This window comes from Prevotella disiens (genome assembly GCF_900454955.1).
GTDB classification, from domain to species: domain Bacteria; phylum Bacteroidota; class Bacteroidia; order Bacteroidales; family Bacteroidaceae; genus Prevotella; species Prevotella disiens.
On record NZ_UGTL01000002.1, the window covers coordinates 246,905 to 265,567 of the forward strand.

General features: G+C 40.5%; 16 protein-coding genes and 1 pseudogene. 3 read left to right on the forward strand and 14 right to left on the reverse strand.

The annotated features are described in order from the left end of the window. The first annotated feature begins 83 nt into the window (after nt 1-83). The gene (locus DYI03_RS11520) at nt 84-4,547 is read left to right on the forward strand and encodes a translocation/assembly module TamB domain-containing protein (protein ID WP_036870188.1); all 4,464 of its coding nucleotides are present in this window, start codon (nt 84-86) and stop codon (nt 4,545-4,547) included. 10 nt (nt 4,548-4,557) lie between these two features. On the opposite strand, the gene DYI03_RS11525 is transcribed toward DYI03_RS11520, so the two are convergent. The 8 genes from DYI03_RS11525 to rpsF all read right to left on the reverse strand — a co-directional run bounded on the left by DYI03_RS11525 (nt 4,558) and on the right by rpsF (nt 10,116). Further along, nucleotides 4,558-5,112 (reverse strand): sugar O-acetyltransferase, encoded by a 555-nt coding sequence (locus tag DYI03_RS11525; protein WP_021669131.1) that lies wholly within the window; start codon nt 5,110-5,112, stop codon nt 4,558-4,560. Between the two features lie 4 nt (nt 5,113-5,116). Beyond that, nucleotides 5,117-5,656: a GNAT family N-acetyltransferase gene (locus tag DYI03_RS11530; protein WP_051263432.1), complete on the reverse strand. Its 540-nt coding sequence runs from the start codon at nt 5,654-5,656 to the stop codon at nt 5,117-5,119. Then, nucleotides 5,625-6,509 (reverse strand): carbon-nitrogen hydrolase, encoded by an 885-nt coding sequence (locus DYI03_RS11535; protein ID WP_004355201.1) that lies wholly within the window; start codon nt 6,507-6,509, stop codon nt 5,625-5,627. The genes DYI03_RS11530 and DYI03_RS11535 overlap by 32 nt, the downstream gene beginning before the upstream one ends. Before the next feature lie 25 nt (nt 6,510-6,534). Beyond that, a complete protein-coding gene (locus tag DYI03_RS11540) occupies nt 6,535-7,605 on the reverse strand; it encodes an agmatine deiminase family protein (protein WP_021669134.1) in 1,071 nt (356 codons plus the stop codon). A gap of 153 nt (nt 7,606-7,758) precedes the next feature. Next, entirely contained in the window at nt 7,759-8,841 is a 1,083-nt protein-coding gene (locus DYI03_RS11545; protein WP_025064642.1) for an AAA family ATPase, read from the reverse strand. Nucleotides 8,842-8,939: 98 nt separating this feature from the next. Continuing rightward, nucleotides 8,940-9,479, reverse strand: coding sequence for a 50S ribosomal protein L9 (gene rplI / locus DYI03_RS11550; RefSeq protein WP_004355462.1), 540 nt, complete (start codon nt 9,477-9,479; stop codon nt 8,940-8,942). Between the two features lie 17 nt (nt 9,480-9,496). Beyond that, nucleotides 9,497-9,769, reverse strand: a complete 273-nt coding sequence (rpsR, locus tag DYI03_RS11555) for a 30S ribosomal protein S18 (protein ID WP_004355224.1) — start codon at nt 9,767-9,769, stop codon at nt 9,497-9,499. Between the two features lie 2 nt (nt 9,770-9,771). Next, nucleotides 9,772-10,116, reverse strand: a complete 345-nt coding sequence (gene rpsF, locus DYI03_RS11560) for a 30S ribosomal protein S6 (protein WP_004355400.1) — start codon at nt 10,114-10,116, stop codon at nt 9,772-9,774. Nucleotides 10,117-10,226: 110 nt separating this feature from the next. On the opposite strand from rpsF, the gene DYI03_RS11565 reads away from it, so the two are divergent. After that, nucleotides 10,227-10,397: a hypothetical protein gene (locus tag DYI03_RS11565; protein WP_004355326.1), complete on the forward strand. Its 171-nt coding sequence runs from the start codon at nt 10,227-10,229 to the stop codon at nt 10,395-10,397. Between the two features lie 101 nt (nt 10,398-10,498). Here DYI03_RS11565 and rprY read toward each other — a convergent pair whose 3' ends face one another. Next, nucleotides 10,499-11,206: a response regulator transcription factor RprY gene (rprY, locus tag DYI03_RS11570; RefSeq protein ID WP_004355451.1), complete on the reverse strand. Its 708-nt coding sequence runs from the start codon at nt 11,204-11,206 to the stop codon at nt 10,499-10,501. A gap of 69 nt (nt 11,207-11,275) precedes the next feature. Next, nucleotides 11,276-12,826: a sensor histidine kinase gene (locus DYI03_RS11575; protein WP_021669136.1), complete on the reverse strand. Its 1,551-nt coding sequence runs from the start codon at nt 12,824-12,826 to the stop codon at nt 11,276-11,278. A 305-nt stretch (nt 12,827-13,131) separates the two neighbouring features. On the opposite strand from DYI03_RS11575, the gene mltG reads away from it, so the two are divergent. Continuing rightward, nucleotides 13,132-14,166 carry an endolytic transglycosylase MltG gene (gene mltG, locus DYI03_RS11580; protein ID WP_004355443.1) on the forward strand — a complete coding sequence of 345 codons (1,035 nt, stop codon included), beginning with the start codon at nt 13,132-13,134 and terminating at the stop codon, nt 14,164-14,166. A gap of 672 nt (nt 14,167-14,838) precedes the next feature. Here mltG and trxB read toward each other — a convergent pair. From trxB to DYI03_RS11600, 4 genes and pseudogenes are all read right to left on the reverse strand, one after another. Next, a complete protein-coding gene (gene trxB, locus DYI03_RS11585) occupies nt 14,839-15,780 on the reverse strand; it encodes a thioredoxin-disulfide reductase (protein ID WP_021668338.1) in 942 nt (313 codons plus the stop codon). A gap of 14 nt (nt 15,781-15,794) precedes the next feature. Then, nucleotides 15,795-16,424: a deoxynucleoside kinase gene (locus DYI03_RS11590; RefSeq protein ID WP_004355295.1), complete on the reverse strand. Its 630-nt coding sequence runs from the start codon at nt 16,422-16,424 to the stop codon at nt 15,795-15,797. A gap of 36 nt (nt 16,425-16,460) precedes the next feature. Further along, nucleotides 16,461-17,075: a deoxynucleoside kinase gene (locus DYI03_RS11595; protein ID WP_021668341.1), complete on the reverse strand. Its 615-nt coding sequence runs from the start codon at nt 17,073-17,075 to the stop codon at nt 16,461-16,463. Between the two features lie 10 nt (nt 17,076-17,085). Further along, nucleotides 17,086-18,551, reverse strand: a pseudogene (locus DYI03_RS11600) (alkaline phosphatase family protein). Nucleotides 18,552-18,663: the final 112 nt, after the last annotated feature.

An 18,663-nucleotide genomic window follows, 5' to 3' on the forward strand; every position in this document is an offset into this window, starting at 1 on the left:
TTAATGAATTCTTATGCTAATTCAGCATGCAAATATAGCAAATTTTAGGGAGTTTAGAAACTTTTTGTATCATTAATTTTAATATAAGATTGAAAAATTGTAGATTTGCACTTGATTTGAAGAAGCTAAGAACTTTTATACGCTGGTTTGTATGGTCTGCAATAGGACTGTACTTGCTTACGATAGTGTTATTGCGCATGTCTTTTGTGCAGCACTTTGTAGGCTCACAAGTTGCAAATGCCCTCTCCGAAAAGCTTGGAACAAAGGTTTCGGTAGAGCGTGTCGATTTAGGAATGTTAAACCATTTTGTGGTAGACGGAGTTGTTATCAACGACCAAACCGACAAACTCATGGCGAGAGCCACACGCATTGCAGCAAAAATTGATATTTGGACACTCATTAAGGAGGGGAAAGTGCGCATCACATCAGCGCAAATCTTCGGAATGAATGCCCAGCTTTATCGTGCGACCCCTACTTCAAAGCCTAATTTTCAATTTGTTATCGATTCCTTGGCTTCACGCGATACCACTTCGAAAAAGCCGTTAGACTTGCGCATTCAAAGTTTGATTGTGCGCCATACCAACGTGCGTTACGATGTTCTTTCCCAACCTACGACACATCATCGTCTGAATTTCAACCATTTAGACTTGCGCAATGTTTCGGGACACATCAATTTAAACGAACTGACCGACCAACAAATCAAAGCTGCAATCCGCAACTTTTCGTTCACCGAAGCATCGGGTTTAGACCTTAAAAACTTGCGTTTAAATCTTACAGCCAATCAGAAAAGTATAGAAATGAAAGATGTTTTTGTGGAACTTCCACAATCGAAAATTTCTATACCTTTCTATCAAGCAACTTTCAAAAAGGGTGAAAAGAAGCCTAATCTAAACCGTGCAAGACACGAATTGCGCATAAAAAATTCGTATATTACGCCACAAGATTTGGCTTTCCTCCTACCCCAACTCCGCCCATTTGGGACAAAATTGCATTTGAAAGCAAACGTTGCAGGTGATTTGCAGCAGTTGAACATAAAAAAAATTGTATTGCGTGCCGAAGACAGAAGTATTGTTGCCGATTTGCAGGGCCAATTGAAAAATTTGCAAAACAGCCTATTTTGGAACATAAAAGCTATTGTTTTGCACGTCAAAAGCGGCACTATTAAAAATGTAGCGAAGGCTTTCCATTTTAACCTACCGAAGGAAATCTACAATATTGGGGATATAAATTTTAAAGGAAAGGTGTCAGGTGGAGGGCAAAATCACCATGTAAAAGGAACTTTAACACTTGCTGCGGGCAATGCCGATGTTGATGTTTCGCTCAACGGAAAAAACCTTCGGGGCGAGCTACATACCCAACATTTTGCGTTGGGAAATATTCTTACGTCGTCGCACATCAACGCTTTTGTTGCCGACTTGTTTGTCGAAGGTACTACCGACCTTAACCACCTGTATGCCAAGGGTTCTATTCCACTCCTCGACTACAATGGTTATGCCTACCGCAACATCAAAGTGGACGGATTTTACCTCAACGATGCGTTCCGTGGAAAACTATCGTTAGACGACCCAAATGGTAGAATTTACATTGACGGAACGGTGGGAAATATTCGGAAATTCATGGCAAAGCGGGCAAAAATCAATGTAGATGCGCAAATCAATGCCAAGGCTGTGAACCTTCATAACCTACGTCTAACCAATGTTTTAGGCAATCGCTCGTTCACATTCAATTCGAAAATTGTCGGCAGTGGAACGACCTTAGACGATTTGATAGGACAATTATCAATAGACGACTTCACTTTGCATGAGCCACATCGTAATATTAAGGTAAATCATTTGGATTTGAAAACATCAGTTAGCCTGTTGAATAAGTCCATTACGCTTAATTCCGACTTTGGAACTGCTTCTATTTCAGGACGTTTCAACTATAAAACACTCGTTCAAAGTATTAAAAATGTGGTGGGAACCTATCTTCCTGCGATAGTAGGCAGTCCGCAACGTTGGACAAAAGGAGTGGGCAACAATGCTTTCACTCTGACTGCCAACATCAAAAATACCGATTTGTTGCATGAATTGGCGAAAGTTAAAGTGGATATTCCACAATATTTAAATCTTAATGCCACCATAAACGAAGCGCGTAACGCATTGGATTTAAGCCTCAATGCGCCTCAAATCACTTACGCCAACAACGAAATTGAAAATTTGCAGGTAGATATTACAACGCAAAACAAAGGGTTGGACATTCAGTTACAGGGCAATCGTACTGACTTTTCGGGGCGGCACATTTCACTAAACACGCACGCTATCGCTCGCAACAACCAACTACAAACGCTGTCTTCATTCGATACGCATGGCAAAAAACCTATCCGTGGACAAATCAATTGTGCGGCTTCGTTCAAGCGAACACGAGGAAATTTGGCAACTCATCTCCACTTCTCGCCTTCGAAAATTATGGTCGATACGATAGGATTGGAGGTTCAACCTTCCGATTTAACCTATTCGCACAACAATTTGTATATCAATTACTTCGAATTATCGAATAAAGCACAACATATTATTATAAATGGGCAAGCATCGGGCAATCCGTCTGACTCCTTAATCGTCCAACTCAAAGATATTGATGTGCCGTATATTCTCGAAGCAGTTAATTTCCATAGCGTTACATTCGACGGTATCGCATCGGGCGAAGTTGCCATTAAATCGCTTTTTACCAATCTGCAAGCGCACGCAAAACTTACTGTAAAGAAGTTTGAATTTCAAGATACTGACATGGGAACGCTCTTTGCAGACGCCGATTACACCCATAGCGAAGGGCGCATTAATGTGGACGCAAAAGCCATTAGCGACGATAACATAACCGATGTGGGCGGATATATTGACATCAAACGCAAGTATATTAACTTGCCAATTACTGCCCACGATACAAAATTAGACTTCTTGAACAAATTTTGCAAAGCCTTTATGGATAATATCAACCTGCGTGGAAACGGCTGGGTAAAGGTGGTTGGACCGCTATCTGATGTAAATCTTGAAGGCGATATGCTGGCTTCGGGGTCTGTGCGACTAAAAGCTCTCGGCACAACCTACACCCTTCATGAGGGCAGAGTGCGCCTTATTCCGAACGAAATATACTTTGAACGTGATACAGTCTACGATGCTGACGGCAACATTGGCATTGTTACGGGCGGATTACACCACCAAGCGTTGCGACATCTTACGTTCGATATTGATGTAAATGCCAAGAATTTAATGGTTTACAACCATGGGCGGTACGACACAAACAATACTTTTTGGGGCAAAGTATATGGCAATGGTATGTGCCAACTCATTGGGCGAGAGAACGAAACGACTATCAATGTGAACATGGAACCCACCAAAAATTCGTTCATAACCTACAATGCAGCAAAAAATTCTATTGACGAAAATTCGTTCATTCGTTGGCGTGATATGACGCCAGACACGCTTTCGGCAACCATAACTCAAACCACACAATGGCAAAAACGCGACTCAATTGACAATAATATCTCCCCTATTGCAAGTGATTTGCACATCAATTGTCTCATCAATACGAATCCTAATTTCACACTCGGCGTACTTATGGACGAGGCTTCGGGCGACAATATTGAGCTCAATGGGTCGGGTGTCATTCGTGCTACCTACTATAATAAAGGCGCATTCAATATATTTGGCAATTACAACATTGAACGAGGACACTATAATTTCACCATTCAGAATATCATTAAACGCCAATTTGCTTTCCAACCTGGCTCGTTAATTGCCTTCGGAGGAAATCCGTTTGATGCAGCACTCAGTCTGAAAGGCTCTTATATCCTCAATTCTGTGCCGCTATCCGACTTGCAAATGGGCAATTCGTTCCGCTCAAACAATACAGAAGTGAACTGTTTGTTAGACATTAACGGCACACCTGGGACACCAAAAGTTACTTTCGGATTGGACTTGCCGAACCTTTCGTCAGATGCAAAGCAAATGGTTTTATCGGTACTCAACTCGGAACAAGACCTTAACCAACAAGTTCTCTATTTGTTGGCAGTAGGAAGATTCTACCCACAGACCTCTAACAACGCTGCACAACGCACACCTGGACAAAAAGGACAGGCGTCGCTTGTGATGCAAAGTATTCTTTCGGGAACGCTATCGCAGCAAATCAACACAATTCTCTCGAATGTTATCAAGGATAATCATTGGAATTTTGGTGCAAATATTGCCACAGGTAACGACGGATTTAGCAATGCCGAATATCAAGGAATTCTGTCGGGCAGTCTGCTAAACAACCGTTTGCTCATCAATGGCGAGTTTGGTTATCGCGATAATGTAGCCACCAACACATCGGCATTTATCGGTGATTTCGACATCAAATACCTTTTGACACCAAGTGGAAATATAGCTCTGAACTTCTACAACCGAGCCAACGACCGATATTTCACCCGAAATTCGCTCAACACACAAGGCATTGGTGTCATCATGAAGAAAGATTTCACCAACATTTGGGATTTATTTGGTGTCAAGAAAAAGAAGAAAAAGAAAAAATAAGTAAGGTTTTTTACTCTATCGTCTTGATGATTCGGCAAGGATTTCCAACAGCTACAACGTTGTCGGGAATATCTTTTGTAACGACAGACCCAGCTCCGATGGTAACGTTATTGCCTATGGTTACGCCAGGAAGTACCACTACGTTGCCGCCAATCCACACATTATTGCCAACAGTAATAGGATAACAATATTGAATATCTTTGTTTCTTTCGATTGGGTCGAGTGCATGCCCAACCGTGTAAAAGGCGCAATTGGGCGCAATAAACACGTTGTCGCCAAACTTTACCTTCGCTTCGTCAAGAATTACAAGGTTGGTATTAGCAAAAAACTTCTCGCCTATCTCGATATTATAACCATAATCGCAGAAAAAAGGGGCGATAATCTTGAACGTTTTCCCTGTTTTTCCAAACAATTTCCTAAAAGCTGCGTTGCGTTGCTCATCATCTGAAGGCATCATTTGGTTGATACGAAACAACTCGTCTTTGCATTCGTTCAAGCCTTTCAACACTTCTGGGTCGCTGCCAATATAGGGTAAACCTTGATTTTGCTTTTCTTTTTCTGTCATATCGTTACTCGTTTTTTACTTTTTGGTAGGCCCTTCGTGGGTCGCCATTCGCTAAATAAATGATGCCACAATAGGTAAAACCAAACTTTTTAATGGCATTTCGCATCGGAATATTGTCCTCGTGGGTATCAATTCTAATGTTGTCAATGGCTTGAAAACAATAGTTTAGAACGCTCGCAAATATACCGTGAACGCCTGATACAGAGGCTATTCTGTGAATTGTTCCATATTTTTCATCGTTCAACCACCCTACTCCGTCAATTTTCAAATAGGTTGGGTCTTCGCCAATGATGAATGCAAACGTGGCAATGGGCTTACCTTCTGCTGAAAAAACCAAGTAGCTGTTGCCGTTTTCAATATCATTTTCAATTTGCTTTGTAGTCGGCTGACCATTGCTCCACTGCTTTGTGTTGCCCGATTCAATCATTTTCTTCCTCCCCGATGCTATCAATTCGAGGACAAAGTTTAAATCTTTCTTTTCCGACTTCCTTATTTCGAACATTGATTGGCAGTTAATCGATAAATCGTTTGGTAATATCGCCATAGTTTTCAATGCGTCTGTCGCGAAGGAAGGGCCACCAACGTCTTACGTTTTCGCTTCGATGCAAATCAATTTCAACTATTAAACTCTCTTCATCATCATTGCATGCTTGATAATGCAACTCGCCTTGAGGGCCTGCAATGAAGCTACTGCCCCAAAAATTAATACCTTTGGTTTGACCACTTGGGTCGTCTTCATGCCCAACACGATTGACAGCAATTACAGGCAGACCGTTTGCCACCGCATGCCCACGCATAACGGTCGTCCATGCCGTGCGTTGGCGTTCCTTTTCTTCCTCAGTATCAGAACTTTCGTAACCGATTGCAGTCGGGTAAATCAGCATATCTGCGCCCTTCAAAGCCATTAAACGTGCAGCTTCAGGATACCATTGGTCCCAACAAATGAGCACGCCGAGACGTCCAACACTGGTGTTAATAGGTTCAAAGCCTAAATCACCTGGTGTAAAATAAAATTTTTCGTAATAAGCAGGGTCGTCAGGAATGTGCATTTTACGATACTTTCCAGCAATGGTGCCGTCTTTTTCGAACACCACAGCCGTATTATGATACAATCCTGCCGCACGTTTTTCAAATAAAGATGTTACCAAGACGATGTTGTTTTCCTTTGCTAACGCTCCAAAATGCTCGGTTGAAGGACCAGGAATGGGTTCGGCTAAGTCGAAATTGTTTACGTCTTCCACCTGACAAAAGTACAATGAGTTGTGCAATTCCTGCAATACAACGAGTTCAGCACCACGTTTTGCCAAATCTCTGATACCCTCTGTCAAATTTTCTATATTCTTTTGTGTATCAGCAGTATTGTGCAACTGCAACATTCCTATTTTTAATTCTTTCATTTTCGTTTTTCCTTTCAATAATTTCCTATAAAACACCCTCTGGGAACTGCATCGTTAAGCAATGAATTGACCCATGTTGGCGAATAATCGTCAATGAATCAATGCCGATAATATCGTAATTTGGAAACGCAGCCTGTATCCTTTCCAATGCAACCTTGTCGTATTCGGGCTGATTATAGGTAGGAACAAGCACCGCACCATTCAGTATCAAGAAGTTAGCGTAGGTAGCTGGCAATCGTTCTCCGTCGTCAAAAATAGCTTTTGGAATAGGAAGTTTGAAGCGTTTGTAAGGCTTTCCGTCTATGGTTCTTAGCGATTTAGCTTGTTCGTCCAAGGCTTTCAACTCGTCATAATGTGGGTCTGAAGTGTCGTCAGTGCTGACATAAAGGAGCGTATCGTTGGGAGCGCAGCGCAAAATCGTATCAATATGCCCGTCGGTATCGTCGCCTTGAAGTTCGCCATGATTTATCCAAACCACTCGTTGCATATCGGGAAAGAGCATAAGCAACCGTTTCTCCAAATCGTTTTGTGTCAAAGGTTGGTTGCGATGAGGTGCTGTAAGACACGAAGTGGTCGTAAACAAAGTATGTTTGCCGTCACTTTCAATCGAGCCACCTTCCAAAATAAAGTCCTTATGGTTCTCTAATATGCCGTTAAAGATGCCTTCAAAATAAAGTTTTCGATTGATGCAATTGTCTTTATCAGCAGCAAATTTGTCGCCCCACCCATTGAATTTAAAGTCAAGAAGGTGGTAAGGCAAACTTGTTTTCTCACCCTTTTCACACGGAATAAGGGTGATTGGCGCAACATCACGAGCCCATGTATCATCGTTTTCTGCCGAGCAAAATATGATGTTTTGGTATTGTTTTTCGCTAATTCGTGAAGCTATGAGTTGCTGAACTTGGGGCAATTCTTGTGCGACAAGCAACAATTTTTCATACCGAGTGATAGCATCTGCGAGTTGCAAATAGGTCGTTGTTATATCGTCCAGATAGGGTTTCCAATCTGTTTCTGCATGCGGCCAAATTAGCATAACGCCACTTTGTGGCTCCCATTCTGCTGGAAATCTAAAGCTATAATTGTTGTTGATGCTCACGTTTAAAGTTTTATGATAAAGTGAAAGTTGAATTTTACTTTATGCAAACTTACAATATTTTTTCCGCTTTCACCCTTAATTATAGATATTTTATGCTCACTCCACTCTTTTTTTGTCCACTTTGGTTCATACCAGGTTGGAGTTACACAAGCGTTAATGGTTATTTTCCTTCAACGCAAGGTTGTAATTATAATATTTTGTATTCCCCGTAATGTCCTCAAGAACCTCTAAAAATGGTGGGAAATTTACAACTTCGTGTTCGATAATGCCCCTTGTTTCAAGGATTTGCAGACCATTGTATGGCTCAATGAATGTATCAAGTTCGAAAAACTGTCCTTTCCAAATGAATGTTTTACGCGTTTTCTTGATTTGTTGGCGGTATGGATCGGCTGAACGGAGCAACGATTTATAAAGATTATTGTCGATTTGACGTTCTGTTTCTACTTGTTCGTTGTTCGATAAAGTTTTCTTTGTCGTACGCACATTGACAGAAATACCATTGAGAATACGGCGGCGCAACCTTACTTCGTTGTTAGGTTCGGAAGTAAGATAAGTTTGAATGATTTTGCTTTCTATCGCTTCTGGGATTTCTCCTGTCAGCTTTACGATGTACTTACGTTCTTTAATAGCTTGGCGAGGAATCTCTAATACATCAGAAATTTCTTGCAAAACACGTTCCAATTTTGTTTCAAACTTCTCATGATTATTGATGACACGCAAGCGAGAGTGTCCCGACCACGCATGAATAACCTTCTTATCAAGTTCGCGAGCTAACTCCAATCCTTCGGTTCTTTCTTTGTTTGTAGCGGTGGTATAGAATTGTTCAGCCCCATCGGCAGCACTAACCAAGTGGAGTACTGCATCGTAACGCGACCGTAAAGCTTCAGTATTTGTACCTACCACCGCTGTAATTTCCTCCCAAAGTTCGGGTTTCATGTAGGCAGAAATATCCATTGTTCCCCTATCGCAGACCATTAAAACAGGTTGCTTGATAGTTTCTGCCATGCGTTGGAATCTATCTTCCATTGCAATTTGCATCTCCAATGTAGCTTTTTCGCCTTCATAGAAGAACTGTTTGTTATCGGTAAGATAATCCATACCAGCTTGTAGAAACAAAGTTGGCAATTCTGGAATGATGAACACCTTATATCCAATACTTGAAAAGTGTTCCATTATTTTCACCAATGCGGTTGTTTTACCTGCACATGGACCGCCTGTAAGTACAATTTTCTTCATGTAAAATAAAAAATCCCTTACACTTTTCATGGTGCAAGGGACATTTATAAGGGTTGTTATTTGTTCAATTTACAGAAATTCTCTTGCGAGAATTTGTGTTATTCAGCTGCTGGAGCTTCTTCTGTTGCTGCTGCTTCTTCAGCTGCTACAGGAGCTTCTTCAACTGTTTCAACTTCTTCAGCCTTTGGTTCTGGTTGATTTTCAGCAACAACAGTAACAGGCAACTTAAATTCTACGTCCTTGAAGAAGTGAATAACGGCTTCGAAAGTACCAACCTTCTTGATATCACGCATGGTGATAATCTTGCGGTCAATTTCAATGCCCTTCTTTGCCAATTCTTCAGCAACAGTAGCTGTATTTACAGAGCCGTAAGTTACGCCAGTAGCAGAAACTTTAGCTGAGATTACCAATTCTACACCTTCCAATTGGGCAGCACGCTTTTCTGCTTCAGCCTTTTTAGCAGCAATCTTAGCAGCTTGTTGCTTGAGGTTTTCAGCCAATTGCTTCTTTGCAGAAGGAGATGCGATGATACCTTTACCTGTTGGAATGAGATAGTTACGACCATAGCCGCTCTTTACATTTACGATTTCGTTCTTGTAACCAAGACCGATAATATCTTCTCTAAGTATAATTTCCATATCTTTAGCCTCCTTTTTTATTTCATCAAATCGGTTACATATGGAAGCAATGCAATCTGGCGTGCGCGCTTAACAGCTTGTGCCACACGACGTTGATACTTCAAAGATGTTCCAGTAATACGACGTGGAAGGATTTTACCTTGCTCGTTCAAGAACTTTTTGAGGAATTCTCCGTCCTTGTAGTCGATGTACTTAATACCACTCTTCTTAAAACGACAATACTTCTTCTTCTTTGTATCGATAGAAGGTGCTGTCAAATAACGAATTTCTGACTTCTTTTGCTCTGCCATGATTAAGCCTCCTTTTTAGCTGCCCACTTAGCACGACGCTTTTCAGCATAAGCTGCTGAATATTTGTCTTGCTTAACGGTGATGTAACGAATAACTTTCTCGTCACGGCGGAAGCCTGTTTCGAGAGTGTTAATAACTGATGGTTCTGCGTTGAACTCTAACATTGCGTAGAAACCTGATGATTTCTTTTGAATGTTGTAAGCCAATTTTTTGAGTCCCCAAAGCTCTTCGTTCAAGATTTCAGCACCATTATCGGTAAGCAGAGTCTTGAATTTTGCGACCGCTTCCTTCATCTGTTCATCAGATAAAACGGGAGTCAAAATGAAAACGGTTTCGTATTGATTCATACTACGTTATATAAATTATTTATAAATATTATGCATCTCTTTTTGAAATGCGGTGCAAAAGTACTGTTTTTTTATGAAATAGCCAAATCTTTTTAGTACTTTTGCACCTTATGAAGGGATATATCAAATATTTAGGCTTATTTTGTGTGATGGTGGGGCTTATTCTTTTCGTCGTTCATCTATTGGCAAAAGTGCATGGCAATGGTTTGCTTTTCGCTGGATTGACATTGGTTATTGGTGGAACCGTTGCCCATGTTAAACTGCAAAAGCGTGATTTTTAACGTATAATGGTTTAGGTTTTCTTCCACAAAAAAGCCTATTTGCATTGCTGCGAATAGGCTTTTGGGGGTTCATATAAGTTTTTTCACCTTATATATTAGCTTTATTCTTCTTCTGGTACGATGAGTTTGTAGCCCTTACCATGGATATTGATGATTTCAATTTGGTCATCGGCTTTCAAATGTTTGCGCAATTTTGTAATGTAAACGTCCATTGAGCGTGCATTGAAGTAGTTGTCGTCAATCCAAATGGTCTTCAAAGCGTAATCGCGTTGTAGAATTTCGTTTGAATGTGCGCAAAGTAAGGCGAGCAATTCGTTTTCTTTTGTTGTAAGTTTTGTTGCCTTTTCTGGGTCGTTGTCGAGTGTAAGCAATTGCTTTTGTGTATCGAATGCGAAACGACCAATTTGATATAGTGTTGATTCTTTGCTCTTCTTTCCACGTACACGGCGAAGGATAGCTTCAATACGGAATACGAGTTCTTCCATTGAGAAAGGTTTGGTGATGTAGTCGTCTGCACCAATCTTAAATCCTGCCAAAATATCTTCTTTCAATTGCTTTGCTGTCAAGAAAATGATTGGGATTTCAGCGTTGGTCTGACGAATTTCTTGTGCCAATGTAAAGCCGTCTTTCTTTGGCATCATCACATCGAGAACACAGATGTCGTACTTGTTCTTCAAGAATGTTTTGTATCCAATTTCGCCATCTGGGCAAAGGTCAGCTTGATAGTCTTTTGCTTGCAAATATTCACTCAATAGTGTTCCGAGATTCTCATCATCTTCGCACAATAAAATCTTGAAATTTTCTTCCATATCTTTTCTCCTTTTATTAGTTTGTTTCTATTTTATTTGTTTATTTCGTTTGTTCTTTTTGCTTGCAAATTAGTCTTTATCGAGCAATACGGGCAGAATGATTGTAAATTTCGTTCCTTTTCCATATTCGCTATCTACTCTAATTTCGCCTTCGTGCAAGTCTACCATGCGTTTAACATAGGCTAATCCTAACCCAAACCCTTTGACATCGTGGCGGTTACCTGTATGTACACGATAGAATTTATCAAAGATTTTCTTCAAATTATCTTTCTTTATGCCTTGCCCTGTATCGCGTATGGTGAGATAAAGGTGTTCGTTTGTATTCCACGTTTTGAGGTAAACGTTCAATGGTTGGTCTGCTTTGGCGTATTTTACTGCATTGTCCAACAGATTGAAGATGACGTTTTGGAAGTGCATTTCGTCCACATATATCATTGAATCTATGGCAGAAATTTCTGTAAACACCTTACCGCCAGTATGTTCAACACGCAGTGTAAACGAATTTGCAATGGTTTCTACCATTTCGTTAAGGTCTACATATTTCTTTTTAAGCACTGCTTTCTTTTGGTCGTACATACTCATTTGGAGTACTTTCTCTACCAAGAAGCGCAAGCGTTTAGCCTCATCGTTCACTACTCCGCCTAAGTGTTCTATCATTTTTGGCGACTTTGTCAAGCTTGAATCGTTCATCATTTGTGCTGCCAATGATATGCTTGCTATCGGTGTTTTCAGTTCGTGGGTCATATTATTGATAAAGTCGTTCTTTATTTCAGAATATTTCTTTTGTCGGAAGATGATGACAATGGTGAAAATAAAGGTTACCAACAACACGAAAGTGAAGATGATGGACGGAATCATGAAGCGTATACTTGAGAAAATATAGCTATTCATGTCTGGGAAATGCACTTTTACGACGCCCATTCTGTTTGGTGGGTCGTTGCGGAAAAGCACTTGTGAGTAGCTTACTTCATCGTTATTTTCAGCATAATCAGGGCATTTATAAACCACACGTCCGTCTTGTGTTAGCACAGAGAAGTGGTAAGGAATGTTGATACCATTGTTCATCATCTCTGCTTTTAAATCTTGGTCGAGTAGTTTGAAGTTAATTCGCTGATTCAAAGGTTTCTCTGATGCCGAATAAAGTATGTTGTAAACAACTTCTTCTAACAACGCTTTCTGATAAACGTACCGATTGCGCACCACTTCTTGCATCTTTCGCTTCGTGGCAGAAATGGTACTGCTGTCATTGCGGAGTATCATTGCTTTTGGCGTAAGCGACGGATTGTTTTGCAAAAGTTTCGATTGGAATGAAGAGTAAGGCTCAACGATGTCTAATTCAGTGTTAGAGGCTTGATGCGTTCCTGCTGTTACCTTCTTTTTTACATCTTCTTTCTTCTCGCTCTTTAATTCATTTTTATTCACGTCCTTCTCTAAAAAACGTAACGTTTCGTTCAACTCCATGTTTCGTGAAGCCTGATAGAGGGCGCGATTTACCGATTCGTCAAACTGCTCCTTTTTCATTTCTGCCATTTCCTCAATGTAATTGAGTTGTAGCAAAAGAAGGGCAAGGAACGAAAGTCCCATGATGACTGCAATTGTCCAAATCGTTTTTTTGTTCATCTTCTTTTTTATTGATTGCAACCAATGTTAAATCGGTATGCGTTTTTGTTTGTTTTAACCAAAAGCAAAGTTACTAAAACTATTAATCAATTAACAATTAAAAGTTAATAATATTCATTCTATTTAGCTATATTAACTTAATTGATAAATGTTAATTGATAATTATTAATTAAAACAATTGAAATAACACTTTTGAACTACTATAAAAGATTTTAAAAACAGAAAAAATACACTTTCTTTCATTCCTTTATGTGATGTGTTTGCAGCAAAATGTTTACCTTTGCAGCCGTTAAAAAAGAAATAACATGACAAAGACAAAACGTAAGAAGAGTAATCATAAAGGCTTAAAAGTGGCAGGTGTTGTAGCCCTATTGGGGGGTATCATCGCTTATTTCTTTCTATTTTCTTCCATGTCAAAGACGGGTGAGAAAGAATATGTTTTTATTGACAACGACGATAACATTGATTCGGTTTATACAAAGTTGGAACATGTTTCAACAAAACATAGTTTGTGGACTTTCAAGCAGTTAGCAAAAGTTCTCGCTTACAAAAAGCATATTCGTTCAGGACGATATGCTGTGGGAAGTTCGGGCGCATTACAGACATTCAGAAACTTCCGCAACGGTAGTCAAGCCCCTGTAACGCTGACGATTAGGTCGGTTAGAACGTTGGGCGATTTGGCTGACGATATTTGCAAGAAGCTTATTTTCTCGCACAAAGACTTTATGAATGCAGTAACTTCGCCTGAAGTTTGTAAGAAATATGGCTATACGCCTGAAACCATTATTGGCATGTTTATCCCTAACACCTACGACTTTTATTGGGACACTTCTGTTGATGAATTTCTTGAAAAGATGAGCAAAGAGGACAAGAAATTTTGGTCGTTCGAACGCACACAAAAGGCTGAGAGCAATGGGTTTAGTAAAGAAGAGGTCATGACATTGGCAAGTATTGTTGATGAAGAAACCGATAACGAGGGCGAAATGCCTAAAATTGCTGGTATGTACATCAATCGTTTACATAGAAATATGGCTTTACAAGCCGACCCAACCGTGAAGTTTGCGTTAGGAAAGTTTGAAGCCCACCGCATTTATGTGAAGTGGTTGAGCTATGACAGTCCATACAATACCTATAAATATAAAGGATTACCTCCTGGTCCGATTCGTATTCCATGCGTGGCAGCCATTGAAGCGGTGCTAAATTATGTACACCATAATTATATATATATGTGCGCAAAAGAGGATTTCAGCGGCACACACAATTTCGCAGAGACTTACGAAGAGCATAATATAAACGCTCAAAAATACGCTAAGGCCTTGACCGAGCGTGGCATAGAGTAAATATAAACGCAAAAAATGTAGGAAGTAAGTACTGTTTTTGCGAAAAATTAATTTTGTAGGGGCGTGATTTATCACGTTCCTCATAAGTTTAAGGCTTTATAAATCAAAAACTTGCTCATGAGGAACGTGATGAATCACGCCCCTACAACGTTCCCCATTAAGAAATGTAGGAAGTAAGTACTGTTTTTGCGAAAAATTAATTTTGTAGGGGCGTGATTTATCACGTTCCTAATAAGTTTAAGGGTTTATAAATCAAAAATTTGCTCATGAGGAACGTGATGAATCACGCCCCTACAACATTCCCCATTAAGAAATGTAGGAAGTAAGTACTGTTTTGCGAAAAAATAATTTTGTAGGGGCGTGATTCATCACGTTCCTCATAAGTTTAAGGCTTTATAAATCAAAAACTTGCTCATGAGGAACGTGATGAATCACGCCCCTACAACGTTCCCCATTTGGATAACCAAACTCTTACAAAAATAAAACCCACTGTTTTGAAGCATAAAACAGGCTGTTTTATGCTTCAAAACAGTGGGTTTTGCTATTTGGTATTTGAAGGGGGTAAATTGAGGAAAGGGATTTTCTGACAAATCAGACTTCATCGGACGAGGTGGACAAGTCTGCTTTTGACCAAATTATCGGTAGCCCTCCACCCTTTTTAAAAAGTTTAGCTTATTTTTCGCCCTTCTCTTGCAAAAATCTTTCGGCCTCAATAGCTGCCATTGCGCCTGCTCCGGCTGCTACAACGCCTTGTCGATAGGTTGGGTCGGCAACATCGCCTGCGGCATAGACACCTTCAATGCTGGTAGCGGTTGATTTTGGACGGGTAACGATGAAACCTTGTTCGTCTAATTCTAACTGACCTTTGAAAAGCTCGGTGTTTGGGTTATGTCCAATGGCGAGGAAGAAACCGTCAATGGCGATGTCGTAGTTTTCTTCGTTCTCTTCGCCTTTGAAACGTACTAAATGAGCGCCTTCGACACCATTTTCGCCGAAAAGTCCGAACGTGTTGGTGTTGTAAAGGATTTCAATATTTTCTTGGTCTTCAACACGTTTGCGCATGATTTCGGCTGCACGGAGGTAAGGTTTGCGCACAATCATGTAGACTTTCTTTGCTAAACTTGAAAGATACATGGCTTCTTCGCAAGCTGTGTCGCCACCGCCTACAACGGCTACGGTGCGTTTACGATAGAAGAAACCATCGCAAGTGGCACATGCACTAACGCCTTGTCCTCGATATTTTTCTTCGTCAGCGAGTCCCAAATACTTTGCGCTGGCACCTGTTGCAACGATAATGGTGTTGGCTTCAATTTGGTTGCCACGCTCATCTTCGGCGATGAATGGGCGTTTTGCGAGGTCTACTTTTACGATAGAGCCGTCGCGCACGTCAGCACCAACATTTTTGGCTTGTGTTTGCATTTCTATCATGAGTTGGTTGGCATCAATACCATCTTTGAAACCTGGGAAGTTTTCAATGATAGTAGTTGTTGTCAATTGTCCTCCTGGTTGCAATCCTGCGTAGAGTATAGGATTTAAGTTGGAACGACTTGCGTAAATGGCTGCTGTGTAGCCTGCTGGACCACTGCCTATGATTAATGTTTTTACTTTTTCCATTTCTTTATTTTGTTTTATTTATCTTCTGTTGGTGGGAATAATCCGAACAATCGGGCGTCAATCATGTCCTCAATGCGCTTAAAGTCTTGAGGATTGGTTGCAAAATCGGTGGTATCGCCGTCTACAATCATAATTTCGCCTTTGTATGTCTTTATCCATTCTTCGTAGCGTTCGTTGAGTCCACGCAGATAATCAATGCGCATGGTTTGCTCATATTCACGTCCACGCTGCTGAATGTGGTCAATGAGGTGTGGCACGCTACTCCTTATATAAATAAGAAGGTCGGGCAACTTTACAAGACTTAGCATGAGGTCGAACAAATGAGTATAGTTGTCGAAATCGCGGTCGCTCATGAGTCCCATTTCGTGTAGGTTTGGTGCAAAAATCTTTGCATCTTCGAAGATGGTTCTGTCTTGAATAATGGTATCGTTCGAGCGTGATATATCTACCACATCACGGAATCGTTTGTTAAGGAAATAAATTTGTAGGTTAAATGCCCAACGATTCATATCTTCGTAGTAATCTGCGAGATAAGGATTATTGTCTACTGGCTCGAATTGTGCTTTCCAGCCATATCTTTTTGCGAGCATTGTGGTGAGTGTCGTCTTTCCTGCTCCTATGTTTCCTGCGATTGCTATATGCATATTGTTTGTATTCTGAAATTCTACGATTGGTTTGGTTTAAAAAAGTCCGAACAATTCTCTATCAATTTTGTCGGTTATCAATCCGAAATCTTTTGGATTGTGTTCATAATCGAGTTTATCCACTTCGATAGTGAGTACTCTGCCTTTGTATTGGTTTTCTATGAAGTCATCATACCGCTTATTTATATTTTCGAGATAGTCGAGTGGCATGCGTTGCTCGTAGTTGCGCCCTCGCTTTTCAATGTTTGCTACAAGGTGGCTCACCGACGATTTTAAGTAAAGCATGAGGTCGGGATAGCGCACAGCGTCTGTCATGTCTTCAAAAAGTTCCATGTAGGTTTCGTAATCCCTATTGTCTAAATTCCCCATTGCGTAGTTGTTTGCCGTAAAAACATAAACTCCTTCGTAGATAGTTCGGTCTTGTATGACATCTTTTCCCGCTTTACTAATTTCCAATAAATCCTTGAATCGCTCTTTGAGAAAGAATATTTCCATGGCGAACGACCAACGTTTTATGTCCTTATAGTAATCGTCTAAATACGGATTATAGTCCACTGATTCGTATCGTGGAACCCACCCATATCTTTTTGCGAGCATAGTTGTCAGTGTTGTTTTACCGCTTCCAATGTTTCCAGCTATTGCTATGTGCATAGTTTTTCTTTTATCTTAACACAGCTTTTCCGATGCAACCTGACGGCGCTTGTATTTTAAGCATACCGCAGACGGTTGCTGCAATGTCGTTTATTGTAACTTCTTGGTTTGTTTCTCCTTGGTTAACATGCCAACCATACATTAACCATGGTATGTGAGAGTCGTAATTGTAAGGTTGTCCGTGCGATGTGCCTTTGTAGTCAGGCGCATTCTTTGCTCCAAAGTATTGAGCACGTGTTACAAATCCTATTTCTCCCGAACGGTGATTCATGTATCCGTTCGTCATTCGTGTCTTTATATAATCAGGCATGGTAGTTTGCGCCACTTTTTCGTAATCAAACACGAAAACGTATTGCTCGTCTTGTTTTAAAAAGTCAATGGCTTCGTCTATTACCTCTTGCTTTTTTTTGCCTGCTTGAGCAATCATGGCATCGTCAAAGTAGAATTGATAATTGTCTTCGCCCATTACTGGCTTGATACCGAAGGTTTTTTGCAAGTGGTTGTTAAGGTCTTTCACTGCCTTTTTATAATCGTATGCGCCCCCAGGGAGGTTGTGTTCTTTCAAGAAGTTATAGTTATGCGCAGCTCCATGGTCGGCAGTAAGGAAGAGAAGGTAGTTTCCGCGTCCCACTTTCTGGTCTAACACATCAAGGAAGTGGGCTAAATCCTTATCCAATTGCATATAAACATCATGATTTTCTTTGCCTCTTGTGCCGTAAGCGTGTCCGATAGCGTCAGTAGAAGAGATACTTACGGTGAGCATATCGGTTTCGTCGCCTTGTCCCAAGCCTTCGTTTTCTAAGACTGCTTCTGCCATCTTGAAGGTAATTGTTACACCTTCATTCGATTTTTTTATGTCGTATTTTGGTGCTTTTTGGTTCTCCTTGTTAAATTTTTCGACCCATGTTGGGAGCGTTTTCATATAATAAGAAGAGGTAATAAAGTGACCTACTGATGAGTCCCACCAATAAGCAGCATTGGCAGAGTGGCCTGCTGGGAGGATAGCAGCACGGTCTTTCAAAGCAACACCAATGACTTTTGAGCGAAAATCGGTAGCCAATCTGAGTTCATCGCCAATGGTTGTAGAGAGCATTCTTCGTGGACTCATTTGACCTTGTTTACTCTGTGAGCCAACACTTTGTACGGTAGAGTCGTCGCAACAGTAGATGTATTTGTCATTTTGCCAGAAGTTGTTACCGCAAATGCCGTGCAATGCTGGTATCGAACCCGTATAAGCCGATGTGTGTCCAATGGCTGTTACGGTTGGAGAATAATTGATTAGCGTATTTTCGAACGAAAATCCGTTGTTCAAAAGGCGTTTTAAACCCCCTTCACCGTATTCTTTTTGATAAAAATAGAGGTAGTCCCAACGCATTTGGTCTACTACTAATCCAACCACAAGTTTAGGTCTTTGAACTTGTGCGTGTAGGTTGAGTGCAAAAAAAGCACCAATACCATTGTGTACAGTTTCTTCATTTTCAGCTTATTAAATGGTTATTATTTAATCTTTTCTCCATGTTTTTTAGGATAAAGGATATTATCATTACCCTTGCAAAGATACAATTTAATTATGAAACAGACCCTATAA